This window comes from Streptomyces sp. NPDC055140 (genome assembly GCF_053607285.1).
Genome location: NZ_JBSGTG010000049.1, coordinates 1 through 23,956, shown reverse-complemented (window position 1 = coordinate 23,956; position 23,956 = coordinate 1). Strand labels below are relative to the sequence as shown.

Genomic DNA, 23,956 nt, shown 5'->3' with positions numbered 1-23,956 from the left:
AGGTTCCCCCGAGATGCGGAGGATGCTGACAGCAGGTCAGATGGGACTCATGAGAGGAACATCGACCATGGCTGCCCCCAGGAAGTACTCGCTGGAGTTGCGTGAGCGTGCGGTGCGGATGTATCGCACCACGGATCCGAAGCCGCAGATCAAGAAGCTGGCCGTCGACCTCGGCGTGCATCCCGAGGCCCTGCGCGGCTGGATCCGCCAGGCCGAGGCCGACGCCGGCGAGCGCGACGACCGGCTCACCACCGACGAGCGGGCCGAGCTTGCGGCCCTGCGCAAGGAGAACACCCAGCTCAAGCGGGCCAACGACGTCCTGCGGACGGCCTCAGCTTTTTTCGCGGCGCAACTCGACCCGACCCGGCCCAGGTGACGGCGCTCGCCCGCGAGCATCCCCGTCTGGGGGTCGAGTGCGTGCTCCGGGAACTGCACATTCCCTCCTCGACGTACTACCGCTGGCGCCGCGCGGAGAAGGAGCCATGTGAACGGCGCTGCCGCGACGTTGAGTTGACCGAGCAGATCCGCGAGATCCATGCCGCCTCGGGCGGCATCTACGGATCGCCGCGCGTGCACGCCGCCCTCAAACGCGAGGATGTCCACGTCGGCCGCAAGCGGGTCGAGCGATTGATGCGTGAGGACGGACTGGCGGGCGTGAGCCCGCGGCGGAAGGGCTTCACGCGCCGGGATCCCAAGGCCACCCTGGCCCCGGACCTGGTCAACAGGGACTTTACGGCGCCCGCGCCGAACCGGCTGTGGGTCACCGACCTCACGATGATCTCCACCGGTGAGGGGCCCTTGTGGCTGTCCGCGATCCGTGACGTGTTCTCCCGCCGCGTCGTCGCGTGGGAGACCTCGGCCCGCGCGGACGCCGACCTGGTGCTGACCACGCTCGAGTACGCACTCGCGTCCCGTGAGGTCGAGCCCGGCAAGCTCATTCACCACGCGGATCACGGCTGTCAATATACGTCCATCAAGCTGACAACTCGGCTGATGCGGGCGGGAGTTGAGGCCTCCATGGGTTCGGTCGGGGACTCGTACGACAACGCCCTCGCGGAGAACCTCTGGATGCTCATCAAAACCGAGGGCCTGCGTGGTCGCGCCTTCACCACCCGGGCCGAGGCGAACCTCGCCCTCTTCGAGTACATCGACGGCTTCTATAACTCCCGCCGCATCCAGGAACGGCTCGGCTTCCTCAGCCCGATCGAGTTCGAGGAGAAGTACTACGCCGACCAGGCGACGACCGAACCAACGAACCTGAACACCCGTCAACCCGCCCTGACCAGCTGATCAGCAACTCCCGAGCAACGGGGGAACCTCAAAGCGGTCCGCTGCCCTGATCAAGGCTGGAGGAACGCTGGTGTCCATCGTCGGCCCGGTCGAGGCGCGCCCCGCTGACGGTCTGGCGGTGGACTTCGTTGTCGAGGCCGATCGTGCCGAACTGGGTGAGATCGTGCAGCGGGTTCGGGACGGACGGCTGCGGACAAACATCGGTGACGTCGCGAGCTTGGATGATGCCGTTGGTGCCCTTAACCCGACCACGCGACGCAGAGGGAAGACAGTCATCCGCGTACGCCCGTAGGGATTGATGGCCACAGTCCGACGGCGTGGCCGTCACCCTCGGCGCGCCACCGAGGCCATACATGGAGCGGCCTCCAGCGAGTCAGCGTTTGACCCGGTTGCGGATGGCCAGGAGCGCCAGGCCCAGGAGGACGGGCTCGGTCACACGGGACGCCATCTCGGTGTAGGTGCCGGTCGTGGTCAAATCCTGGCCGGAGGAGCGGAAGACCACCGAGTTGAGCGTGACGTTCAGAGCCTTGTCGAAGCGCTCGCCGGTGAACCTGTTCCCGGTGGGGTTCTGCGGATCGTCCTTCTCGATCTCTAGTCGCCTGGAGGCACGCTTGCATGTATGGGACAGGGGCAACTCCGAGATGAAGGCCTCATCCCGCCGCCGGTCAGTTCCGGGCCGCCGCCGGTCAGTTCACGGCCGCCGGCGGGCCGGAGTCAGTCGGCCTGGGTCTCACCCGGCCGACGCGTGTCCGTCGAGCTGGTGACGGCCCGCATCCGTATCAAGCAGTCGTCCGAGATCGCGCAGTACGTGAAGGTATTCGGCCAGCTGCGGAGCCGACGCCCGCGCCCTGATCGTCAAGGCCATGACCGAACCGAGGCATGACGAAAGGCCCCTGCTCCCGGAGGAGGACGGGGCCGTGGGTGCTCATGTCTGCTGGAGCCGCTCTGACATGCGCTTCTCCCCAGGGGTTGTGCGGCATTGAGACCTTGCGTGTGCTGTACGAGCGCCAGAGCCGTTCCCGCACTGCCACCCTCGGACCCGGCCCGGCCCCGGCCTCCCAAATGCTGCTGATGTGTTGTCAGTACACGTCTCTACATTACGAGTTGGAGTCTTGCGCTGACCCATGCGGCTCGGCTGACCGACAGTCCGGCCCCAGGCTCCACCCCGGCAGTACCCGATGCCGCGCCGAACTGAGCGGACAGCGCTGGGGCCTCCGTCCAGCAGGGCGCCAAAAACCGTGCAGGACCGTCTCAGAAGAGGTCCAGTAGTTCCTCCAAGGACGCGATGGAAGGCACATCCGAGGTCGTCGCGTCCCGACACACCGCGCGCCCTGCATAGCCGAGTGTGATCGCGGCGGCGACCAGGCTCGGATCGTCGTCGACGAAGAGGCATTGCGAGGGCGCGAGATTCAGCGCGGTGCTGGCGTGGTGATACATGCGCGGGTCCGGCTTGTCGCAACCGAGTTCGGCGGAGATCGCATACGCCTCGAAGAACTTGCCGATCCCAAGTCCGGCGTGGAGGTCGGGCAGATCGGGCCAGGCATCCGAGACCACCGCCATCCGCACGCCGCGCCGGCTCAGCTCTTCCAGAGTTCCCACGACCTCCGGGTACGTCTCCAGGACCGTGGCGGGTGGGACCTCGCGACGCAAGTCGGCAAGGAGTTGCGAGGTCGGTTCCACGCCGAGGTCGCGAAGCATCACCCGGTGGTAGTCGTCATAGTCGGGTGTCGACGACGAGACGGCGAAGAATTGGTCGCCCGTGACGATGGCCGCCGTGAACTGGTCCGGCGTGATCGAGGGGGCGTGGGAGAGGACGGTCTGCTCGAAGTCGGCTCGTGGGTTCCATCGGCCGCCAATCGGCTGCATCAGCACGCCGCCTGAGTCGAAGAGAACAGCACGGAGATCTTCAGGGGAGGATGGTTGTGTCGTCACCCGCCCAGTCTGATGACCGGACGCCCCGCTGGTCGCCGAAACGGCGCCCACTGGCACATGCCGCAGGTTGAGTTGCCTGCACACTCACTCGAGACGTCATGCAGGTATCCGTCTCAGCCAAGTACGGGCACTACAGGTCAGGGGATCGCCCTGCCCAGACTTATCTGAGACACGACAGTCAGCGGCGCATCCAGATCTTGCCACTGCTGTCCTCGTCGTAGCCTTCGCAGCAGACGCCCACGGCAACGACCTGGGACGTGCCGGGGATGACAGCAAGGCCGGTGATTGAGTGGTCGGAGGCGACATGTTCGCTCGACCAGTTCCGGCCGTCGTAGTGGAAGACCAGATCGTCTCCGCTCGCGGAGAATGCGGAGACGAAGACCCCGCCATGCCCGTCGGCGGCGGCATTGACGAACTTCCCGGCGACGCCGGAGCCGACCACACTCACCCACCTGTGCCCGTCCCAGCGCACCGCGACAGGCCCGACGACGCCTCCCATTCGACCCGTGCGGCCGACCGCCCAGAGCTGCGTCGGCGACTGTGCGGCGAGACCGCGCAGCTCTCCGGTCGGCCCCGCGACCGCGGGCGGCAGCGGCACTGTGCGCCACCTCCGCCCGTCCCAGTGCAGAGTTGCCGGCCGGCCCCGGGCCGCGCCCACGGCCCAGACATCCCGAGGCGACAGGGCATGCATGGCATGCACGCACACCACCGACGGCAGGGCGACGGCCGACCAGCCCGCAGCCGTATGGTGCCGGAGGAACGAACGACAGGTGCCGTCACCGCCCCGCCGCCGAGCCGCCACCCACACGTCGCCCGGCCCCGCGGCGGTTGCCGCATCCACCAAGGAGTTGGGCTCACGCCAGGCGAGTGTCCACTGGCTGCCGTTCCACCGCGCCGCTCGGGACTCCTGGCCGCCGGTCAGCCCCGCGGCACCGAAGACCCACACGTCACCCGGCCCCGAGGCTGCGACGACGCGCAGGCTGTTCAGGCCGAGCTGCCCGGGTACCTCGACACCCGTCCACGTCCCGCCGCGCCACCGCATGACGACCGGCTCGTCGTTCTCGTCTCCCACCGCCCATGCGTCCAGCGCGCCGGTAGCCACCACGCCGTACAGGTTCCCGGGGTTGCCGGTGTGGCCCACCGGCCGCCACGGCCCGGAGCCGGCCTTCTCGCTGTGACGCGCCGTCGGACGCGTGCCCTTGTCCGTCGCACAACCGCCGACCGTCATCGCCAGGACTGCGCTGAGCACAGCAACCACAAAGCGGCGCACTGGCCGCACCCCCCTCTTCGCCCCCACCTGAAGCGGGATAGTACGAGAGTTGACAGCTTTCGTCAGCCACAGTGCCCCCAGCCTTTTGCGCACCGCCTCCAGCGCGTTCGTGTGGTGATGGGGAGCGACGCACGCTGCGGTGCCCACAGTTTTCTGAGGAAGCGCGTGGCACCGCGTCTCAGACAACTCTGGGCACTGCAGGTCAGAGACTCGCCCTGCCGACACTTATCTGAGACAGGACAGTTGTCCTGTCCCCGCGATGTGTACGTGTCCTTGTCCGCACCACCGGCCTCGGCCTCGTGCACGGGATCACCATGACCGCGGGCGGCGCGGTCGTCACCGGCGTTCTGTGGTGGATCCAGCGGCGGTGTTGAGCGGGGCACCGACGGCCAGGGCTACCCCGACCCGAAGCGTGCGGTGGCGAGCACCGTGCCGTCGGCGGAGGTCAGGCGGGCGCCGGAGAGCGTGGACGGGTTCACGGAGGCCGGGGCTCCCCAGTAGCCGTAGCCGTGGTGCAGGGTGAAGGTACCGACGCGTACGGTGCTGCCGTCCTTGTGTACCAGCACGCAGGAGATCTTCCCGCCGTACATGTTGCCGGCGTCCGCGAGGTCAACGGACATGTAGACCCAGGTCGGCGGCCCGCGATGGAGGTAGATCTCGCCGACCGGCCCCTGGCCATGCCCTGCCGCGGTCAGCTGCGCATGCAGCATTCCGGCGCCGACCTCGGCGGGACGCGAAGGAGCGGCCGCCTCATTCGAAAGGACCGTGCCGACGGCCCAGCCGCCGAACCCGGAGGCCAGCGCGAGCGCGGCCGCGGCGGCCGCGAGCCGTATCCGGGCACGGCTGCGGAACCCCTTGCGAGGGAGGAGCCCCCGGCCGTGCAGGCGGCCGCGGTCGTCATGTGCCGCCGCCTGGTGCAGCCGCCGCGCCACCCGGGTTTCGAACCCGGCCGGCGGCTCGCTGCCCGGCAGCAGACCGAGCAGACCGTCGCCGACGAGGGTCAGCTGCTCGACGTACTCCCGGCAGTCCGCGCAGCGGTCCAGATGCTCCACTGCCCCGGCCCGCTGGCGGCCCGGGAGGACGCCCAGAGCCAGCTCGGCGCCGATCTCCCGCAGCTGTTCGCAGGTCACGTCATTACCCATGGTCGCCTCGCTTCGGAGACACGAGCGTGGACCGCAGCTTTCCCATGGCGGCCCTGATCCGTGTCTTGGCCGTGCCCAGCGGGATCTGCTCCACATCGGCGATCTGCTGGGCCGTCATCCCGTAGATGCCCGCCATCACCAGAGCACGGCCCTGTTCGCGCGGCAGCCGCGCCACGGCGGAACGCAGGGCCGTCGATGCCTCGTCGGCCAGGGCCAGCCGCTCGGGCGTAGCGGTGTCGGTCACGACGTCGAGGAGCGTGTCGAGGTCTTCAGGGGCCACAGGCACCGGTCGGCGCGCTCGGGCGACGTCGATGGCGAGGTTGTGCGCGATGGCCGTCAGCCATGTCGTCACCGATCCGCGGCGGGAGTCGTAGATCTGCGCGTGCCGCCACGCCCGCTCGAACGTCTGCTGGGAGACGTCCTCGGCGAGCTGTGGATCGCCGAGGACTGCGATGGCGACGCCGAAGACGGTGTGCTGGAACCGCCGTACGAAGGTGGCGGCGAGCTCGGGATCGCCCGTTGCCAGCCCGGACAGCAGAGCCTCGTCCGGGAGGCGGCCGACCGGGAACCGGAAACTCTGCATACCTAGATATACGGTCCGCCCCGGCCGACGGATTGCCAGGCGGCCACGGAAGATCACCCTCACATTCTCTCCCGATCCCGCCGCCGCATCCACGGGCCGAGGCGGTCCCTCCCCCTGGCGGCGCCGGCGGACATCACCTTCGGTTCCTGCGGCGCTGTCATCTGCCCGGTCATCTGCCCGCGGGCACCTTGCTGCGGAACGGGGCAGAGGGGGCGTGCGCCGACCGAGTGCCGTACCAGGCGAAGAAGGCGACCAGGTACATGCCTTCAGCGATGATCGACAAAACTCCGTACGGGGGGTCCCAGCCCTGCTCGTGGTAGCCAGGCAGCCCGATGGTGCGCGAGAGGGCGAAGCCAAGGATCATGCCACCGCTGACCAGGGCGCCGGCCCACCATGCCGTTACGGAGTTCCATAGCGCCAGGGCGCCGGCAATGAGGAGCAGCGCCACGCCGCCGACAATGAACAGGATTCCTATGTACAGCGTCTCCGCAAGGTGCTCGGGGGCGATGACGAGGTGGACCACGGCGCTGAGTAGCGCGCAGCAGACGGCAACCCCTGCCGGCGCTGCGGCGGCGGAACGGGAAGACATCAGATACCTCCTGACAAGGAACCGCCGACGGCAGACCAACGCCGCGCAGGTGCCTGCAGGTGGGACCCCGATGGGGACGTAGACGCCGACGGGAACTGTTGGGCTGGGGCCGCTGGGCGTCCGCCTGGGCCGACGAGCCGGCTTCATGTGAGGTATACGGGACAGGCCGGCAAACGGTTCATGATCGGCCATGGAGCCGGGCCGACTTCACTCCTGCTTCGGATGAATCATGAACTTATTTCGCGGCAGCGGCGTATACCCATAGACACACCCATTACGAGCCACGGTCTAAATCCCCTGCACGGTGAGATGAGTGGCCGAACGATCCGCACAAGGCCGCGGTGGACGAAAATCCCCTCGGTAACGAGACGGCTGAGGTGAGCACGCGGCTATTTCGTCTCATACTCCTCTACAGCTATTCCTCTACAGCGATGTTCAACTAAGGAGGGCCGCACCATGAGCGCCCCCATCCTTCGTCGCAGTGCCGCCGTCTTGGTGGCGAGCGCCATCGCCGGTACCGCCGGTGTCGCCCTGGCCGGTCCGGCCGCCGCCACCCCGACCCCCAAGGGGCACCGAGTGATCGTGGTCGTCGAGCGGGGGCACGAATTCTGCCGCTTCGGCCACCGGACGATCGTCATCATCGTGAAGAAGGACCACGGCCGAGTAACCGTCATCCGCAAGATCGTGCGGTGTGACGTCCGCCGGCACGACGACTTCTTCTTCCGGCACCACTTCGTCAAGCACGTCGAATTCCGCCGAGCCCACCGGTTCAACGTCGACAACAACCGCGGCCACGTCATCCTGCCGAAGACACCGCTGCGCGTCACCACACCGACCACGCCGCCGCAGATGTCGGTACGGACCGGGCCGACACAGGTCTCCGTGCACACGGTCCCCGCACAATCTCCGTACAGCCCAACCCGGTCGGCCCCCGTCATGTGAGCAACTCCGGCGGCTCCGCCGGATGACGTTGTTCGGCTGGCGACGATGGTCGGGATTGTGCGCTTGACGGGTGCGCGGCGCGCTGAGCTGACGCGGATGACGTCGGGGGACGTGCAGCCGCGTAAGGGCGAGGTGACGGTCCGTCGGACGAAGTCCCGTCAGATCACGACGAAGCCGATGGATGAGGATCTGCTCCGGGTCGTGAGGGAGTGGGGGAAGCGGCGGCGGAGGCTGATGAGGGAGTTGGCCGGTGGGGAGCATGAGGCCCTGTTCGTGACGTGCCATCACACGATGTGGCGTGGCGTTTCGGGGATGGTGACCAAGCAGGTGGGGCTGCCTTTGTCAGAGCAGGGCGTGCTGCTGGCGTGGCGTCGGTGGGCGCAGCGGATGAACGTGGAGAACGCGGGCAGGCCGGGGTGGGAGCCGTTGCCGCACCGGTTCTAGCAGATCCGGCAGGCGTGGCGGCGCCCCTGACGGGGGAAGCCCTTGGGGCGGATAGGCCGCAGCGGCGGGATGGCGCGTCTCGTTGGCATCGGGGCGCTCAGCTGGGCAGGGGTGGGATGAGCCAGGGGAACTTTGAGCGTGAGCAGGCGGAGTTCGTGCGTCGGCAGGCGTGGGCACATGTGATCAGGGCCGGCGAAGAGCGTGACAAGGGTGTGCCGGTGTACGTGGTGAAGATGCGGATCGTTGACACGGGCTTGATGGGTCAGGTGATCCACGGCATCGAGGGGCGCGGTTGGGCGTTGGACAAGCTGAGCACGCACGCCGTTATGGACCGGTACGGCACCACGACGGAAAGCCTGTTCATGGTCTTTCGGCCAGTGGACAACTAGGGCGCGTTGCGAAAGTGGATCAAAGACTGTGGATGACCACCGGATGCCGCCAGGAACTAGGATCACTGCCTTGATATCGACCTGAGGGCGGGCGAAGTGGCCGCTGTACTGCTCGTTCACGGCCTGTATCACCGCCCCGAGCACTTCGCTGCGGTGGCCGAAGGCTTGCGAGCCACAGGAACCAGCGTGGTCGTTCCCGAGTTGCACCGGGGATCGTTGACCGCTGACACCGCCGCGGTTCAGGCGGTCGTCGACGGGCTGCAGGAACCTCCGATTGTGCTCGGTCATTCCTACGGCGGGTCAGTGATCACCGGGTTGCGAGGAGCGGGACACCTGGTCTATCTGGCGGCCTTCGTGCCGGATGTCGGCGAGAGCGCCGCCAGTCTGGGTGGGGCGTCCCGGCAACTCCAGGAAGCGATCTGCCCCGGGCCCGACGGATCGACGAGTCTGCACCCCGACCGGGCTGCCGACGTTCTCTACGGCGACAGCCCCGAACCCCTCGCAGCCCGGGCGGTTGGCCTGTTGCGTGCGCAGGCTCCCGGCTGCGGGCGAGGCATCCCGGAGCAACAGAGTTGGAAGCAGACTCCCTCCACCTACGTCGTCTGCGCACAGGACCGAGCGATCGACCCGGGCCTGCAGCGGACGTTGGCCACGCGCTGCACCTACGTGCACGAGTGGCAGTCGGGGCACTCCCCGTTCGTCGGACGGCCCCAGCTCATCGTGGGACTCGTGCAGGAACTGCTCGCTTCCTCGATGTCTCCGCAGGGGAGCTGAAGGGATCACAGCCACTCGTTGATCGCTGCGATGGTGACCTTAGCCTTGTAGCGGACGGCCAGCTTCCCGTACCTGTTCGCCAACGCCCGGTTCCGTTTCAGTCTGCTGATCCCGCACTCCGCCGCGTGGCGCTTCTGGCCGCGCACCCGGCCCTGCGCCTCAGATCGATTCGGCCTCGGGGCGGACGACCTGCTCGGCAAAGGTGCCCAGTCGCGTGGCCAACTGCTCGAGCGCGGCGGCCGCGTAGTGGTCGGGGCTCCAGCATGCGTGGATGGGGAGCTGGACGGGAGCCCCATCGGTGTCGAGGACGAGCACGGGACGAGTACCGAACCGCGGCAACTCGGTCCCGATCGCGACGCCACGCCGCCCTGCCGCCAGGGCGTGGCGCATCTGCTCCCACGGGACCTCGGTGTGGCGTTGATACCGGAGTCGGGCCGCGATGACAGCTGCGTCGAGAACGGTGCGCGTCGGGTCCGTTCGGCCCGGAAGGAGGAGAGGCTGCTCCATCAGCTCGTCCAGCGTGACGCTGGTGTCGCGGGCCCAGGGGTGGCCCGGGTTGACGTAAGCGTGGAGCGGCACGCGGGTGAGGTGTTGCCAGGCAAGGCCGCCCGCGGGGGGCACGTTCGCGGCGATGCCGAAGTCGTGTCCGGCGGCGACCGCCTCGTGCACCTCGTCGCCGAGGACCGAGACGACGGCGATGAACGGGTCGTCGTCGTTGAGGGTGGCGACGAACGGAGCGAGCACGTAGTCCAGCGTGGTGGGGGCCGCCACGCAGGAGATCCGGGTCAGTTGTCCGTCGGCCAGCTGTCCCGCGACCGTCGTCAGCCGGTCGGCCCGGGTGAGCAGGTCGTGCGCCACGTCGAGCGTGTGGCGGCCCGCGTCCGTGAGGGACAGCCGGTGGCCGTTGCGGCGGAAGAGTGTGACGCCGAGGTCGCGCTCCAGGCGCTGGATCTGGCGGGACACCGCGGGCTGAGCGATGTGCAGCTGGTTGGCGGCGGCCGTGACGGTACCGAGTTGCGCGACAGTCAGAAAGCACCGCAGGTGTCGTAGTTCCATGCCTCATCATGCCGAAAAGGCATCATGAGGGGTAGTAGTTAGGTCTTGGACAGGAGTAGCCGGCCGGGATCACCATCTCCTCCATGACCTCCTCAGACATCTCGTCCGGCAACTGGCTCACCCCACCTCACCACCGACTCGGTCTGCACCGGGTCGAGGACGTGGTCCCTTGCACGACCATCGCTCGCGGTGAGGCGCCGGCACGCATGCTGGTGCCCGCGAGTGAGCCCTTGGACTGGGACCTTCTGACCGTGCCGGGCCCCGAAGGGGGGCCGATCAGCGCAGAGGAGTTCCTCGCTCGCACGCACACCGACGGCATCCTCGTGCTGCGCGGCGACACGCTCCTCGCAGAGCGCTACTTCGGTGAGTTCACCTCCGCGTCTCACCACATCGTGATGTCCATCTCGAAGTCGTTCGCCGGCATGCTGGCCGGGGTGCTGGCCGCCGCCGGCCTCCTCGACCTCGAGGCGACCGTCCCGACGTACGTCCCGGAGCTGGCGGCGGGTTCCTACGCCGGTGCCACCGTGGGGCAGCTGCTCGACATGACCGCGGCGCCGCACTACGACATGTCGTACCTGGAGCCCACCGCCGAGGTTCACGCGGGCGACCGCGCTGCCGGATGGCGGCCGCGCCGGCCCGAGGACGTGGTCGGCACCCGGCCGTTCCTGGCCCAGTTGCGCGGCGCCGGCCGGCACGGCGCCGACTTCCAGTACTGCTCGGGGACCACCGACGTCCTCGCGTGGGTGCTCGAACGTGCCGGCGGCGCGGGCTACGGCGAGCTGATGAGGCGACATCTCTGGTCGTGGATCGGCGCCGAGGACGACGCCTTCGTCACGGTCGACGACCACGGAACGCCCTACGCGTGTGCCGGGATGGGGATGCGACTGCGCGATCTCGCGCGATTCGGGCGCCTGGTTCTCGACAACGGGTGGCGCGAGGGCACACCCGTGGTGCCGGCTGACTGGATCGCGCGGACGCGCCGCGGGGGGCACTTCGCGACCACGGCCGAGTCCGACTCGGCGGCGGGTGGCACCTACAAGAACCAGTGGTGGATCCCGGGCGACGACCACGGGTCCTTCTACGGTGTCGGCATCTTCGGCCAGTACCTCTGGCTCGACCCGCAGACCGACGTCGTCATCGCGAAGTTCTCCGCCACCGACCAGCCGGTCGCCGACACACCCGCTCACCTGGACGCGCTGGGCGCCATCGCCCGTGCGGCCGCCCTGACCCGGCAGGAGGCATGAGATGGACCGCAACCGATCACACGGCGAGTCGATCGAGCAGCACTCGATCGACTATGTCCCGCCCGAGGAGCGCCACGGCAAGCCGTGGCACCTGTTCACGGTCTGGTTCTCCAGCAACGTGCAGATCACCGCGTTCGTCACCGGCGTCCTGGCGGTCACCCTCGGACTCGACCTTCTCTGGGCCGTCGCCACCATCCTGATCGGCAACCTCGTCGGTGCGGTGTTCATGGCCTACCACTCGATCCAGGGTCCCCGTCTGGGTGTGCCGCAGATGATCCAGAGCCGTGCGCAGTTCGGATTCCTCGGCACGCTGCTGCCGGTCGTGATCGTCCTGTTCATGTACATGGGATTCGGTATCGAGGGTGGCGTCATCACCGGGCAGGCCTTCGCGAACTGGGCCCACATCTCGTTCACCTGGTCGGTGATCATCCAGGGCGCGGTCCCGGCGGTCATCGCGATCGTCGGGTACAAGTTCATCCACCTGTCGACCCGGGTGGTCAGCGTGGTCTCCGGGCTGCTGTTCCTCGCCCTCACGATCGCGTTGGCCGGTCACTTGCCGGAGCACCTGCCGAGCGGCCCGGCTCCGTCGTTCGGCACCGTCCTGCTCGTCATATCGATCTTCGTCTCGTGGCAGCTGACCTGGGCGCCGTACGTCTCGGACTACTCTCGCTACCTCCCCGAGGACACCCCGTCGCGGACCACGTTCCTGTGGACCTACACCGGCTCGGCACTCGGCTCCTCGTGGGTGATGATCCTCGGCGCGTTCGCCGCCACGATCAGTGCCGAGGCGGTGGGCGACGATGCCATCGGCATGCTCAGCCAGCAGATCCCGGCGCTGAGTTCGGCCATCCTGCTCGCCATCGTCATCGGCATCGTCCCTGCCGGCGTGTACGGCTACTACGGTATGTACCTCACCGCGATCAGCGCCTTCTCGGCCAAGGGCCACGGCTCGGCGACGCCGCTGGTGCGCGCCGTCTTCATCGTGGTGAGCGCCGCGCTCACGATCGCAGCCACTCTGATGGCAAGCGGTCACATCCTGAGCACTGTCGAGAACATCACGTTGTTCCTGCTGTACCTGCTGGTGCCGTGGACGGCCATCAACCTCACCGACTACTACGTCGTACGGCGCGGCCACTACGACGTCGGCGAGCTCTTCCGGCCTCGGGGCGAGTACGGCTTGGTGAACTGGCCGGCCGTCGTTGTCTACCTGGTCGCCATTGCGGCGCAGATCCCCTTCATCAGCAGCAGCCTCTACACCGGGCCGCTGGTCGACTACCTGGGCGGCGCCGACATCTCCTGGATCGTCGGCCTGCTGGTGGCGACGGTGCTGTACCTGGCCTATACGCGGCGTACCCGAAAGGTCGCGCAACCCGTCGGCGCGCGAGCATCGGCACCCGGCTCGGACGCGCCGCTTTCGGTCGACTGAGCGTCCACCGCCGCCCGGTCGAGCGTCCCGGACGAGGACGCCGCGATCGACGCAGCGAAGGGGACGGATCCGGAGCCGACGTACATGGACCTCGACGCCGACAGCTTCACGATCGACCTGAAGACCAAGTCGCGGCAGTGCTTCGGGTCCGCGGGCTGCAACGTCACGGTCGAACCGGACCTGACCCTTGTGATCGACAGCGAGAGCGTTGACCCGGACGCGGTGTACGAGATCACCTACGAGATCCACGGCGACCAGTCCGGCCCGGTCGTCGAGACGGCCGAGCTGACGGACCGGACGAGCCTGAACTACACGCCGTCCCTGATCAGTACGGCTTCGGCGAGCACAAAGATCTCCGTAGAGATCACCGACGTCAGTGCCCAAGGGTTGTAGACCGGGCGCGAAGCGGCCCCGCTCCGGAGTCCGGGCGGGGCCGTCGTCATACGGCGGGCTCGTCGCCGAGTACCGCACTCAGTCGATCGCGCAGCATGCGCGCGGCGGCCGGCGAGAGCAGCGCATCCACGTCGGGGCAGCCATCGAACAAGGCGAGCCGGATGTGATCGTGGAGGCCGTTCGTGGCAACGTCGATATTGATCATGGGTTCACCCTCGGCGTGGTAGTTGGCCGCGTCGTCGGCGCCGTTCAGGGCGAGGATGTCCGGCCCTGGGACGCTCGCCCAGATGCTCACGCGCTCAGCCCCTTCTTCGGTCGGCCGCCCTTGCGTGCGCGCCGCTCGGCGAGTTCCCGTTCGGCGGCTTCCAGCCCGGCGAGTTCCTGCTCGTTGCCGTGGGTGCTGATGAAGTCGCGGACGTGGTCGACGAGGTCGGAGCTGCGGTCAACGCCCTTGCGGTCCTCGGCGGTTCCGTAGGCGTTCCACATGCGGCGTGGGATGCGGAACTTGGTGGTGAAGGTGTGGTCTAAGGGTGTCTCGGCCATGTGGTTATGTTCCCGCACGGATTCTCTGACGCAACCCATTATGTGGGTGCAGGGTTTAGATTTACTGTGCACCCACAGGGTTGCGAGCGGGGGTGCAATGCAGAACACCACCACCCGCCGGCACACCAACTACCTCCACTGTGGCCGCACCCATACCTGCGAGCCCACCAGTCCTGGGTCCGGGCATCGCCGCGGGTTCCGAGCAGCGGAGCAGGACGTGCTAGGTGTATTGAGCATGAGCGTTGTTGACACGCGCGGGTCTTGAAGAAGGCGAAGGCCTCCGTGTGTGGTGGAGGTGTCGAATCTGCACCGCACTGGATCAAAGACCTCGCCAGGGCCACCTGTGATCACACCACCCTTTGATCGCGCGTCAATGCGCGCTCAAAGCGGGTGGCACACGCATGAGGGGACCTGCGGGTCAAGTGCCGTCCGATGAGTTTGGCCCGTAGTAGGCGTTGATGGGTGCGCGTGCCTCGCCGAAGAGAGCCGGGCCGTCCTGTGTCACGGACGGCCAGTGACCCGAGTGCGGGTTGAGTTGCACGAGTTGCTCGGTGGAGAGCGCGTACACGACCCGGCCGATGCCGGAGCGGATGATGCCACCTGCGCACATGCCGCACGGCTGGCAGCTGGTGTACATGGTGGTGCGGGCGGCCGTGTCCGCATCCAGCTCACGGGCCGCCCACCGGGCCAGCTTCAACTCCGGATGGGCCGTGATGTCATCGTCCCGCCGGACCGTGTTGTGCGCCTCCGCGAGGATCGCCCCATCCGGCCCGACCAGCAGCGAGCCGTACGGCGCGTCGCCCAGCTCCACCGCGCGCGCCGCGATACCGATGGCCTGCTGCAGCAGCGCCTCGTCAGCAGAGGTGATCACGACACCATCCTCCACCGCTCGGCAACCGCGGTGAGCGCCCGCCACGCGGCCTCGGGCCGACAGGTCTGAGCCGGATCCCCGTGGTAGGGGTCGAGCACCACCGTCTGCGCACCGAGCCCGCGAAGCTCCCCCAGATCACCCACGATCTGCTCCAGGTCCCCGAGGCCGGCCGACCGTTCGGCCTCTTGGACCGGAGCGTCGCTCAGCCGCAGCGCAATCCGCGGCGCGAACCCCGGCAAGGCGTTGTCCGCGAGAACCGATCGCATCCGCGTCATCGGCAGCCGCAGCGGATGCCAGGCATCGCCGAACCTGACCGCCCGCCGGATCGCCGCCGCACTGTGCCCGCCGACCCACACCGCGGGCGCGGCCCCGTCCTCCGTCCTCCACGTGTCCCGCACCACTGCCAGGTACTCGTCGGCCAGCCGGCCCCGCGCGCCGAACGGCACCCCGAGCGCGTCGAACTCCTGCCGCGCCCACCCGACCCCCACTCCGAGCACGAACCGCCCGCCACTGAGCCGTTGCAGACTGCTTGCCATCCGCGCCACCAGCAGCGGATGACGGTACGGCAGCACCAACACGGTCGTGCCCAGCCGCAGCTCGCCACCGCTTATCCCGGCCAGCCAGGACAGCGTGGTGAACGGGTCGTAGAACGGCTCCGGATACCGCTCGGCCACATCCGGGGTGACGGCTACATGGTCGGACACCATAAGCAGGTCGAACCCCAGCCCCGCCACGACCCGCGCCCACTCGCGCAGCACGCCGGGGTCGGTCCCCGGCCCGAAGTTCGGTACGTTGACACCAAGTTGCATACCCTGAGGCTATTGCGGTGATCATGCTGAAGGGAACCAGATCTTCCCGGCATCGCCCGCCTCCTGCAGTGAGTCTCCCGGTAATATCGCGCCATGGCCGTGAACCTCGACGACATCGACTGGGCGATCATCGAGCAGCTCCAGCAGGAGGCCCGCATCTCCCTGAGCGAGCTGGGACGCCGCGTCAACCTCAGCCCGTCAGCCACCACCGAGCGGGTACGAAATCTGGAGTCGCTGGGCATCATCACCGGCTACCACGCCACCGTGGACCTGGCCAAGGCCGGCTACCCGGTACTCGCCGTCGTCCGCCTGAAATACCCCGGCAACCGGCACCAGCCACTGCACCACCTCCTCGCCGAACGCCGCGAAATCCTGGAGTGCCTGCGCACCACCGGCGACGACTGCTACACCCTGAAGGTGGCCGCGACATCCATGGAGCACCTGGAGACACTCGTGGACGAACTGGCCGGCTTCGGCAGCACGACCACGAGCGTCGTCTACAGCCGAACACTGCCCCACCGCGGACCCAACCGGCCCTGACCAACAGCCGACTGCCGCCGTACGACCGCTGATCGGTAGCGGGGTACCAAGCCACTCTCATTGATCACGACTCGATACGCGCCCTAACTTGATCTTTAACGTGCGGCGTCGAATGGTCCGTCGAACTTGATCACTCGGTTTGGTATCTGCCGGACATGAAGGCGGCCTTCGTCTGAACATGTGCTCCGACCAAGGAACACACACATTCAGCACGAAGGCCGTGAGGATGAGTCTGCTGCATCACGACGCCCGGCGAGAGTCGCTCGCACAACTGTCATGCTTCCGGGGCGAGTTCTATGCCTGCCTGACCTCCCGTTCGGACGTGTTGTTCGAGCTGGCTGATGCTGTTCTGTGCGGCGACGGGCCGGTGAGGTCGCTGGCCGAACTGTCGTTGGTGGGTGAACACCGCCGCGGCCATGGAGGGCTCTACGCAGCCATGGCCCGTGGACGCATCGATGACGGCCGGCTGCGGCGGGCACTGGCAGAGGTGCCACTGCCGCGGTCTGCCGACGGCCGGCTGGTCCTGGCGATCGATGTCACCTGCTGGCTGCGGCCCGACGCCCACACCTCACCCGAGCGGATTTTGTGTCACACCTATGGCCGGGGCAAGGACCAGCACATCCCGGTCCCCGGCTGGCCCTACTCGATCGTCTGCGCGCTCGAGCCGGGCCGTAGCTCATGGACGGCGCCGCTGGACGCGCTGCGTCTGAAGCCTGGCGACGACACAGCAACCGTCACCGCCCGGCAACTGCGCGATCTGCTGCAGCGACTCATCGCAGCAGGGCAGTGGCAGGCGGGCGACCCCGACATCCTCATCGTCGCGGACGCCGGATACGACGCGCCCCGCCTCGGCTTCCTCCTGCGTGACCTGCCGGTCCAGGTGCTGGCCAGGATGCGATCCGACCGCGTCCTGCGCGGAGCGGTCCCACCGCGGCTCCCACACACTCAGGGCCGACCGCCCCGGCACGGCGGCGAGTTCGTCTTCGGACAGCCCAATACCTGGAGCATCCCGGACACCGAAACCATCACCGACACCCGCCTCTACGGCACTGCCAGGGCCCGGTCCTGGAACCGGCTGCACCCCAAGCTGACCCACCGTTCTTCCTGGGCAGCCGCAGACGGCACCCTCCCGATCGTGGAAGGAACGGTGATCCGCCTGGACATCGGCCATCTGCCCAGCGGAGCAACACCCAAGCCGGTCTGGCTGTGGTGGTCAGACACCGATGCCGCCCCGGACGACGCCGACCGCCTCTGGCAGGTATATCTCCGGCGCTTCGACATCGAGCACACCTTCCGCCTGTTCAAACAGACCCTCGGCTGGACCTCCCCAAAGCTCCGCACCCCCGAGGCAGCCGACCGATGGACCTGGCTGATCCTCGCTGCCTACACCCAACTGCGGCTCGCCCGCCCACTCGCAGCCGACCGGCGCCGCCCCTGGGAGAAACCCACCCCGCCGGACAGACTCACCCCCGCCCGAGTCCGCCGCGACTTCCGGCGCATCCGCCCACAATCGGCCTGTCCAGCCCAAGCACCGAAACCATCGCGCCCTGGCCCCGGACGGCCGCCGGGCCAAAAGAACACACGACCCACACCCCGCCACGACGTGCATACACCCCGCAAAACAGCGGCAGCGAAAAAGAGAACGACGAAGTCAACCACCCCACGACCACGCCGCACAGGTTAAAGATCAAGCTAGTACGGCAGCTCAACTTGCCGAACGGGGGATATCAGCGCTTGATACGGCCGCGCATGGCGAGGGCCGCCAGGGCGAGCAGTACGGGTTCGGTGAAGCGGCTGACCGTCTCCGTGTAGGTGCCCCAGGTGGTGAGGTCCTGACCGCTGGAACAGAACACCACCGAGTTCAGCACCACTTGCACAGGCTTGTCGAAGCGATCTCCGCTGAACCGGCGTGCGACGGGCAGTGTCAGTTTGGGGTCCTGCTTGTCCGCGGTGAGCGTCACCTTCTCACCTACGCCCGGGACCGTTCCGGTGGCGACCTGCTTGGGCGTGAACTCGGGCAATCCGAGGCCCATCATCAGCACGACCGGTTCCGTTGACTTGCTCGACGAACGTTTTCCTCGCGCAGGAGGAGCGGTCGCAGAAGAAGCGGAGAACGCGGAGTCTGATCTGCAACTTCCTCCCGAATAAGGGGGGTTCGGCCAGGCCACGCTCATACGAGGAATGCACACGACGGGCTCTCGACCGGCACTCCGGGTAACGAGGCGCCGGGCCGCACGCCGCGGGCGACACCACCAACGCCCCTGGGGTGAACGCGACCCGCTCCAACCGCACATCGATCTTCGGGAACAGCAAATCTTCCAGCGAGCAGACCCCCATGACCGACAGATCCCCTACCGAATCGTTCCTGCAGTCCCTCGCTGACCTGGCGATTCACGGAACTCCGGTCAGAGCCCTGAAATCGGCCAGGGCTGCTCCTCGCCCCACTCAGTCCGGCATTCAACGGAGGGAGGACTCCAATGAGCACCGCGCCTACTTCCGCCGGTGCCACCCGCTCGTGGAGTGTGGGGGCGTGTCGGCTTGCCAATGGGGCCAGCTGCGCGTCCCTCTGAAGCAGCCGTCTACGCTCTCGGCATGCAACGCAGCGATGCCACGCGGGACGACGGCACGTGGGTGGGCGTGTCCCTGGACGTACAAGAGCGCCACCAGCCGGGGCTGTGCGTGTTCAGTGCCGGGCCGCAGCTGCTGGTCTCCCAGCTGTCGCGGCCTGTGTTGCTCGCTGTTGTCGACGAGCACCTCCACGGCGTGGACTTCTGGCGCACCGATGAGTACCGCACCTTTGTCCCGCCGCTGCGTGCTGATGTGGCGCGCGCTCTGGCGGGCAGCCCGGAACGGTGGGCTCACCGCTTCGCGCAGTACCTCATCGACGCACCGGACAGCCCGCTGCACGAGGGCCGCTGGCTGCTCTCGTGCGAGAGTCCGCTCCGACGCTGGCGCCACACCGACACCTCGCATGCCGAGTACTGGAGCTCGATGCTCGTCGCCGGCCACCCGGACGGATACCTCGACTGGTTCGACCATTCCATCTCTTGGGAGATCCTCCCGCTGCGGCCGATGCCCGCTGCCGACGACAGCCGGGTCAAGGCGTACCGCAAGCAAGCCCGTGACGGAACGCTCCCACCCGTTCTGTTGTGGTGGGTCAGTGGCCTGGACTGCCACCTCATTCTGGATGGTCACGCGCGGCTCGCCGCAGCGATCGCCGAGTCCGTCGATCCTCCGCTGCTGCAATTGCACCGCACGATGCCGCGCGCTGACCTGGCCGCGCGCACCGATGAGGCCGTGGGCTTCTACGAGTACGAACTGGCACGCTTCGCGCAACTCCGCGTCGTCCACGGCCCCACCGTCCCGGACGGTGCCGCCACCGCCGGCCCGCAGCTCGTCACCCGCCTCCACGACCTGAACACCGCGCAACAGCCCACCTGGGCCTGGCCCCTGCCCGGCGGGGAAGAGCAGTGGCGTCGCATCGCACGCGAGGTGACAGCCAGGCAGGACTGGCCCCATAGCTGAGTCCTGCCGAGTTTCCTCCCGCTGGCCATCACGTCCGGGCATACCGCCGAACCGCCAGTTGTGGCGCGCTGCAGGTCCGTTGTCCTCAGTGGGGAGATCCACTGAGCAGGTCTGGGGTCACCACCGAGCAGGGCATGGTCAATTTCAAGGCTGTGGTCCATATTTCGTGACGATCACGTCCTTGGACGGTGTAGCTAGTCGCTGTCCCAGCCAATCGATGCGTTTGACAGCGAACCTAATCCACGCAGGTCAGCGGAGATCAGTCTCTCTGAATTCGAGTCGACTTGGCACGGGACGAGCACGGGTTCGTCGATGGCGATGCCAGCTCGCAGGGTCGCCACGTACTTGCGGACGGAGATCTTGCTGCCGAGGTATCCCTGCTCACGTACTTCCCGGGAAAGCTGAGCCGCGTTGGTTCCTCCCTAAGCGCGGTGGGTCCGTTGCCGCTGAATCGGCAGGTCCTTCACCGCTGGGCTCACTCGGCGCGCTGTCCGACACGGAGGACGCTCAGGTAACGGCGTGATGCTCGGTCGCCCATCCGCGTGCGGATGCGCTCGGCGACGGCGTCGAGCAGGGGCTCACGGACGTCGCGGTCGAGCCTCCGGTACAGCGACAACGAGCGAAGGTGATCGGCAAAGCCGTCCCCGTTGAACCACTGAACGGTCGGGTACCAGCGCACGATCGTTGGGCCGAACAATCCTCCGGGATCGTCGACCAGGCCCCAGCCCTCGTCGGTGGTGCGCACGTCGTCCTCCAGGGGAGGATGACCCCAGCCGGGGTTCCCGGGGCAGAACCGCTCGTGGAGATCGGCGGTCTCGGCGTACACCTCCGGCTCTCCCGGTCGGCGGACAACGACGTTGCCGAGCAGTGCCATCCAGCCTGCGGGATAGAGCACGTCGTGCGCTCGTTGCCAGCCGGTCGACGGGTCGACCCAGTGCCACGACGACGCAGCCACGAGGACATCGAAGCGTCGACCGCGGTCGTCCCACTCCTCAAGCGTCGACGTCTCGACTTCGACGTTGCGGAAGGAGGCGATCCGTCGGCGAGCGAGTGCGGCCATGTCTGCGCCTGGCTCGATGGCGGTCACTGGGCATCCGAGCGATGCCAGCGAGTGCGTGGCCTGGCCGGTACCGCAGCCCACCTCCAGCACCGACGACCTTTCGTCCATGCCGGTGATGGCGCCAAGGTCCGCGAACAGTTCGTCGGGGTATCCCGGCCGGACCCGGTCGTAGAGCTCCGGTACCTCGTTGAACACCCGACCGAGGTCATGTCGATTCGGGCGCGTCTTCGGATCATCTCTCACGAGCGCACAAGCTATGAGGCTCGTCCACGGGGACGCCACTGGTTTAACGGCAGCTCCTCGACAGCAGCCGTGCCGGTCTTTTCTGTCTGCTCCGGCAGCATCGTTCCGTCGGGGATCCCCTTACGGGCAGCCGTCAAGAGCGCCCGCTCTCCCTTCCGACCGCATCTCGGCGGACTCCCGTCTGGTCGTCCTGCAGGTTCTGGGCGATGGCCGCGTAGCGGCTCGCGGCGGTGTGCACGCCCCGGGCGTCGTAGGTGAAGCGGGTCTCGGGCTCGTCCGGCGCGACGCCGCAGGGCCGGCTCGCCCGGCGCACCCACCCGGAGGCACCACGGAGCACTGGACCTGGGACGCCGAGGGGAACTGCACCTCGCACACAACCAGCTCTGGAGTTCTTGTCCAGAAGAGCGAGCGGTCGTCACAACTCGCCCGATCCGTGCGGACCTTCGCCTGGAACGGCTGAGGCGCCTGCCATGATCGCCATCATGGACATACACATCGCACCAGCCGGGGTGGCCGACGTCCACCAGGTCCTGACTGATCACCCCCGTTACTGGGGCGAACGCGATCTCCGGTCGCTGCACCTTCTGGCGCTGGTGCAGGAGTTCGGTTCCACCTGTTTGGTTGCCCGTGCCGAGGACGGAATCCGTGGGTACATCTTCGGGTTCGTCACCCCAGGCGGCACCGGGTACGTGCATCTGATCGCCACACGGGACGACGCCCGTGGAACCGGACTCGGGCGTCGTCTGTATACGGCGTTCGCTGAAGCAGCAGAACGTCATGGTGCACAGCAGTTGAAGGCGATCACATCAATCGAGAACACCGGCTCAATCGCCTTCCATCGCAGCCTCGGCTTCGATACGAAGATCGTCGACGACTACAACGGCCCCGGCCTGGCTATGGCCGTCTTCCACCGAGATCTGCCGCTCAACGTCTCGTGGCCCTGACCAACCTGCCGTCACTGGTAATCGCTCCCCAGGCCGTAAGTTTTGATGTCACTCGCTCGAATCCGGAGAGGAGTGAGCAATGGTCAACACCCGTGGATGGGAGCCGCACCGACCCAGCGGTGATAGGCGTCTACGTCGACGTTGCTGCCGCACACGATGGTGACTACGTGTCGGCCGGCGAAGCGGTCGGGGTCCTCGAGGATCGCTGCGATGCCGAGTGCGGCCGACGGTTCGACGACAAGGCCGGCGTGGGTGAGGAGCAACCGCATACCGGCGATGATCGACGCCTCCTGGACCAGGACGGCGTCGTCAGCGACCAGGAGTAGGTCGTTCAGGACGGCCGGGATGGGGTACCGGCCGGCGACGCCGTCGGCGATGGTGTTGGTCGAGTCGGTGGTGATGACGCGGCGTTGGCGCCAGGAGTGTGTCATCGCCGGTGCGCCCAGCGGCTGGACGCAGATCACCTCGGCTTCGGGTGCCAAGGTCTTCACCACATGCCCCACACCCGTGGCCAGCGCCCCGCCGCCGAGAGCGATCAGGACGGTGTCGAACGCCGGGGCGCTGTCCATGAGTTCCAGGCCGATGGTCGCCGCGCCCTCGCAGGTCTCGATGTCCAGGCTGTCTTCGACCAGCCGGATGCCTTCGTACTGCGCGATGGCCGCCGCCCGCACGCGAGCCATCTCGTGGTCGCCGTCCACCAGTTCCAGCCTGGCGCCCAGCGCGCGGATGCGATCAAGCTTGGCCACCGTCGCGAAGCGGGATGCCACGACGGTGACGTCGAGCCCGCGGCCGCGACCGGACCAGGCGAGGGCTTGGCCAAGGTTGCCCGCGCTGGCGCACACCGCGGCTCGCGAGCCACTGTCGGCGAGCAGGTTCGCGACTACCTCGGTGCCGCGGGCCTTGAAGCTGCGGACCGGGTTCGCCGTCTCGAGTTTGATGCTCACCGTGCACCCGAGGTCGGGCTCCAGCGCCTCGCAGCGGTACAGCGGAGTGTCGAGAAAGATCGGGTCGATGACCCGGCGAGCCGCCCGGATCCGAGCAGTGTCGAGGCGTGTCTCCTGCATGACCTAGCAGGGTAGCGCCGCAGGACGGCGCTTCACGAGTAAAGGATGTCCTCACGCAGCGGAGCCGTCGACCCATACGGCAACAACGCTCGCTTTGATGCCATCATCTCAACCTCGCTGCGGCCACCGTTCCCGACTCTCGGGCCCCGCTAGCCGTGACCGCGTAGGTTCGCCGTTTTGGTGGTCGGGGCGGTTGGAGGTGCGGTGATGCCCGCTCCGCCCCGTGGAGGTGCGGTGGCCGAGCCTGTCCGTGTGCGCAGACTGACCGACCAGGAAGGGCAGAAGCTGCAGCAGATCGTGCGCCGAGGCGGCACCAGTTCGACGCTACCGGCGCGCGATGATGCTCCTGGCTTCGGCCGGCGGGAACCGCGTCCCGGTCATAGCCCAACTAGGCACTGTTTCTCGGATCTCCTGACATGAGTGGGGAGTTGGGGTCAGGCTGGCCGTATGGGTCGTGGGGATCTGACAAACGCGGAATGGGATCGGCTGGAGTCGTTCCTACCTCGCGGTGGTACTCGTGGGGGCCGGTGGAGCGATCACCGTCGGGTGATCAACGGGGTCCTCTATCGGGTGCGGACGGGTGTGCAGTGGCGGGACCTGCCGGAGCGGTTCGGGCCGTGGGAGACCGTCTATAAACGGCATCGCCGCTGGTCAGCTGATGGAACGTGGCAGATGCTGCTGTCGAAAGTCCAGGCTGCCGAGGACCAGGCGGGCCGGATCGACTGGGACGTGTCGGTGGACTCAACAGCGGTGCGGGCCCACCAACACGCCGCCGGCGCCAGGAAAGCGCCGCCGGCCGCGGTGGTTCAAAAGGGGGCCGTCCAGGGGATGAACCAGGCCGATCCGGTGCTGCGGAAACTGGCCGTCCGGCTGGAGGAGGTGG

29 protein-coding genes and 3 pseudogenes are annotated in these 23,956 nt (G+C 67.6%); 16 read left to right on the top strand and 16 right to left on the bottom strand.

Going from position 1 to position 23,956, the window contains the following annotated elements; genetic code table 11:
* Positions 1-67 precede the first annotated feature (67 nt).
* The 3 genes from ACWFR4_RS44490 (at position 68) to ACWFR4_RS44480 (ending at position 1,582) form a co-directional block, all read left to right on the top strand.
* Complete coding sequence (locus tag ACWFR4_RS44490) at positions 68-376, top strand: transposase (protein ID WP_326708198.1); 309 nt, start codon at positions 68-70, stop codon at positions 374-376.
* The gene (locus ACWFR4_RS44485) at positions 373-1,290 is read left to right on the top strand and encodes an IS3 family transposase (RefSeq protein WP_453454757.1); all 918 of its coding nucleotides are present in this window, start codon (positions 373-375) and stop codon (positions 1,288-1,290) included. The genes ACWFR4_RS44490 and ACWFR4_RS44485 overlap by 4 nt, the downstream gene beginning before the upstream one ends.
* A gap of 70 nt (positions 1,291-1,360) precedes the next feature.
* The gene (locus ACWFR4_RS44480) at positions 1,361-1,582 is read left to right on the top strand and encodes a hypothetical protein (RefSeq protein WP_453657214.1); all 222 of its coding nucleotides are present in this window, start codon (positions 1,361-1,363) and stop codon (positions 1,580-1,582) included.
* Positions 1,583-1,663: 81 nt separating this feature from the next.
* Here ACWFR4_RS44480 and ACWFR4_RS44475 read toward each other — a convergent pair.
* The 6 genes and pseudogenes from ACWFR4_RS44475 to ACWFR4_RS44450 all read right to left on the bottom strand — a co-directional run.
* Positions 1,664-1,882, bottom strand: a pseudogene (locus ACWFR4_RS44475) (hypothetical protein); the annotation flags it as partial.
* A gap of 659 nt (positions 1,883-2,541) precedes the next feature.
* A complete protein-coding gene (locus ACWFR4_RS44470; protein ID WP_453465119.1) occupies positions 2,542-3,222 on the bottom strand; it encodes an HAD family hydrolase in 681 nt (226 codons plus the stop codon).
* Between the two features lie 178 nt (positions 3,223-3,400).
* On the bottom strand, positions 3,401-4,471 hold the full coding sequence (locus ACWFR4_RS44465; protein ID WP_453657212.1) for a hypothetical protein: 1,071 nt from the start codon (positions 4,469-4,471) through the stop codon (positions 3,401-3,403).
* 416 nt (positions 4,472-4,887) lie between these two features.
* Complete coding sequence (locus ACWFR4_RS44460; protein WP_453465124.1) at positions 4,888-5,634, bottom strand: hypothetical protein; 747 nt, start codon at positions 5,632-5,634, stop codon at positions 4,888-4,890.
* Positions 5,627-6,217, bottom strand: coding sequence for an RNA polymerase sigma factor (locus tag ACWFR4_RS44455; protein ID WP_453657210.1), 591 nt, complete (start codon positions 6,215-6,217; stop codon positions 5,627-5,629). The genes ACWFR4_RS44460 and ACWFR4_RS44455 overlap by 8 nt, the downstream gene beginning before the upstream one ends.
* A gap of 169 nt (positions 6,218-6,386) precedes the next feature.
* Positions 6,387-6,806, bottom strand: a complete 420-nt coding sequence (locus ACWFR4_RS44450) for a hypothetical protein (RefSeq protein ID WP_453657208.1) — start codon at positions 6,804-6,806, stop codon at positions 6,387-6,389.
* Between the two features lie 456 nt (positions 6,807-7,262).
* On the opposite strand from ACWFR4_RS44450, the gene ACWFR4_RS44445 reads away from it, so the two are divergent.
* The 4 genes from ACWFR4_RS44445 (at position 7,263) to ACWFR4_RS44430 (ending at position 9,355) form a co-directional block, all read left to right on the top strand.
* Positions 7,263-7,748 (top strand): hypothetical protein, encoded by a 486-nt coding sequence (locus tag ACWFR4_RS44445; protein WP_453465132.1) that lies wholly within the window; start codon positions 7,263-7,265, stop codon positions 7,746-7,748.
* A gap of 36 nt (positions 7,749-7,784) precedes the next feature.
* Positions 7,785-8,192 carry a tyrosine-type recombinase/integrase gene (locus tag ACWFR4_RS44440; protein ID WP_453465167.1) on the top strand — a complete coding sequence of 136 codons (408 nt, stop codon included), beginning with the start codon at positions 7,785-7,787 and terminating at the stop codon, positions 8,190-8,192.
* 116 nt (positions 8,193-8,308) lie between these two features.
* Positions 8,309-8,581 (top strand): hypothetical protein, encoded by a 273-nt coding sequence (locus ACWFR4_RS44435; RefSeq protein WP_453657206.1) that lies wholly within the window; start codon positions 8,309-8,311, stop codon positions 8,579-8,581.
* A 96-nt stretch (positions 8,582-8,677) separates the two neighbouring features.
* Positions 8,678-9,355, top strand: a complete 678-nt coding sequence (locus ACWFR4_RS44430; protein WP_453465138.1) for an alpha/beta hydrolase — start codon at positions 8,678-8,680, stop codon at positions 9,353-9,355.
* Positions 9,356-9,514: 159 nt separating this feature from the next.
* Here the strand turns inward: ACWFR4_RS44430 and ACWFR4_RS44425 are convergent, their stop codons facing one another.
* Entirely contained in the window at positions 9,515-10,411 is an 897-nt protein-coding gene (locus tag ACWFR4_RS44425) for a LysR family transcriptional regulator (protein WP_453465141.1), read from the bottom strand.
* An 83-nt stretch (positions 10,412-10,494) separates the two neighbouring features.
* Here ACWFR4_RS44425 and ACWFR4_RS44420 point away from each other — a divergent pair, with 83 nt between their 5' ends.
* From ACWFR4_RS44420 to ACWFR4_RS44410, 3 genes are all read left to right on the top strand, one after another.
* Complete coding sequence (locus tag ACWFR4_RS44420; RefSeq protein WP_453465144.1) at positions 10,495-11,655, top strand: serine hydrolase domain-containing protein; 1,161 nt, start codon at positions 10,495-10,497, stop codon at positions 11,653-11,655.
* A 1-nt stretch (position 11,656) separates the two neighbouring features.
* Positions 11,657-13,081, top strand: coding sequence for a purine-cytosine permease family protein (locus ACWFR4_RS44415; protein ID WP_453657204.1), 1,425 nt, complete (start codon positions 11,657-11,659; stop codon positions 13,079-13,081).
* Positions 13,082-13,165: 84 nt separating this feature from the next.
* A complete protein-coding gene (locus ACWFR4_RS44410) occupies positions 13,166-13,474 on the top strand; it encodes a hypothetical protein (protein ID WP_453657202.1) in 309 nt (102 codons plus the stop codon).
* A 46-nt stretch (positions 13,475-13,520) separates the two neighbouring features.
* Here the strand turns inward: ACWFR4_RS44410 and ACWFR4_RS44405 are convergent, their stop codons facing one another.
* From ACWFR4_RS44405 to ACWFR4_RS44390, 4 genes are all read right to left on the bottom strand, one after another.
* Positions 13,521-13,769: a hypothetical protein gene (locus tag ACWFR4_RS44405; RefSeq protein ID WP_453465153.1), complete on the bottom strand. Its 249-nt coding sequence runs from the start codon at positions 13,767-13,769 to the stop codon at positions 13,521-13,523.
* Entirely contained in the window at positions 13,766-14,017 is a 252-nt protein-coding gene (locus tag ACWFR4_RS44400; RefSeq protein WP_453657200.1) for a hypothetical protein, read from the bottom strand. The genes ACWFR4_RS44405 and ACWFR4_RS44400 overlap by 4 nt, the downstream gene beginning before the upstream one ends.
* Before the next feature lie 418 nt (positions 14,018-14,435).
* Positions 14,436-14,888, bottom strand: a complete 453-nt coding sequence (locus tag ACWFR4_RS44395) for a nucleoside deaminase (RefSeq protein ID WP_453465158.1) — start codon at positions 14,886-14,888, stop codon at positions 14,436-14,438.
* Complete coding sequence (locus ACWFR4_RS44390) at positions 14,885-15,697, bottom strand: LLM class flavin-dependent oxidoreductase (RefSeq protein WP_453465161.1); 813 nt, start codon at positions 15,695-15,697, stop codon at positions 14,885-14,887. Before ACWFR4_RS44390 ends, ACWFR4_RS44395 begins: the two co-directional genes overlap by 4 nt.
* Positions 15,698-15,790: 93 nt before the next feature.
* Between ACWFR4_RS44390 and ACWFR4_RS44385 the strand changes: the two genes are divergently transcribed.
* Both ACWFR4_RS44385 and ACWFR4_RS44380 read left to right on the top strand, forming a co-directional pair.
* Entirely contained in the window at positions 15,791-16,237 is a 447-nt protein-coding gene (locus ACWFR4_RS44385; RefSeq protein WP_453465164.1) for an Lrp/AsnC family transcriptional regulator, read from the top strand.
* 226 nt (positions 16,238-16,463) lie between these two features.
* Positions 16,464-17,921 (top strand): NF041680 family putative transposase, encoded by a 1,458-nt coding sequence (locus ACWFR4_RS44380; protein ID WP_453657198.1) that lies wholly within the window; start codon positions 16,464-16,466, stop codon positions 17,919-17,921.
* Between the two features lie 43 nt (positions 17,922-17,964).
* Here the strand turns inward: ACWFR4_RS44380 and ACWFR4_RS44375 are convergent, their stop codons facing one another.
* Both ACWFR4_RS44375 and ACWFR4_RS44370 read right to left on the bottom strand, forming a co-directional pair.
* Positions 17,965-18,279, bottom strand: a complete 315-nt coding sequence (locus ACWFR4_RS44375; protein WP_453657226.1) for a hypothetical protein — start codon at positions 18,277-18,279, stop codon at positions 17,965-17,967.
* Complete coding sequence (locus tag ACWFR4_RS44370; protein WP_453657196.1) at positions 18,203-18,574, bottom strand: transposase family protein; 372 nt, start codon at positions 18,572-18,574, stop codon at positions 18,203-18,205. The genes ACWFR4_RS44375 and ACWFR4_RS44370 overlap by 77 nt, the downstream gene beginning before the upstream one ends.
* 255 nt (positions 18,575-18,829) lie before the next feature.
* On the opposite strand from ACWFR4_RS44370, the gene ACWFR4_RS44365 reads away from it, so the two are divergent.
* Complete coding sequence (locus ACWFR4_RS44365; protein ID WP_453657194.1) at positions 18,830-19,762, top strand: hypothetical protein; 933 nt, start codon at positions 18,830-18,832, stop codon at positions 19,760-19,762.
* Positions 19,763-20,237: 475 nt separating this feature from the next.
* On the opposite strand, the gene ACWFR4_RS44360 is transcribed toward ACWFR4_RS44365, so the two are convergent.
* Together ACWFR4_RS44360 and ACWFR4_RS44355 are read right to left on the bottom strand one after the other, a co-directional pair.
* Positions 20,238-21,065, bottom strand: coding sequence for a class I SAM-dependent methyltransferase (locus ACWFR4_RS44360; protein WP_453657192.1), 828 nt, complete (start codon positions 21,063-21,065; stop codon positions 20,238-20,240).
* 133 nt (positions 21,066-21,198) lie between these two features.
* Positions 21,199-21,378 carry a hypothetical protein gene (locus ACWFR4_RS44355; RefSeq protein WP_453455008.1) on the bottom strand — a complete coding sequence of 60 codons (180 nt, stop codon included), beginning with the start codon at positions 21,376-21,378 and terminating at the stop codon, positions 21,199-21,201.
* Positions 21,379-21,535: 157 nt separating this feature from the next.
* On the opposite strand from ACWFR4_RS44355, the gene ACWFR4_RS44350 reads away from it, so the two are divergent.
* Positions 21,536-22,009, top strand: coding sequence for an N-acetyltransferase family protein (locus ACWFR4_RS44350; RefSeq protein ID WP_453657190.1), 474 nt, complete (start codon positions 21,536-21,538; stop codon positions 22,007-22,009).
* 83 nt (positions 22,010-22,092) lie between these two features.
* On the opposite strand, the gene ACWFR4_RS44345 is transcribed toward ACWFR4_RS44350, so the two are convergent.
* A complete protein-coding gene (locus ACWFR4_RS44345; RefSeq protein ID WP_453657188.1) occupies positions 22,093-23,073 on the bottom strand; it encodes a threonine ammonia-lyase in 981 nt (326 codons plus the stop codon).
* Positions 23,074-23,307: 234 nt separating this feature from the next.
* Between ACWFR4_RS44345 and ACWFR4_RS44340 the strand changes: the two are divergent.
* Both ACWFR4_RS44340 and ACWFR4_RS44335 read left to right on the top strand, forming a co-directional pair.
* Positions 23,308-23,464, top strand: a pseudogene (locus tag ACWFR4_RS44340) (IS630 family transposase); the annotation flags it as partial.
* A 56-nt stretch (positions 23,465-23,520) separates the two neighbouring features.
* A pseudogene (locus ACWFR4_RS44335) lies at positions 23,521-23,956 on the top strand (IS5 family transposase); the annotation flags it as partial.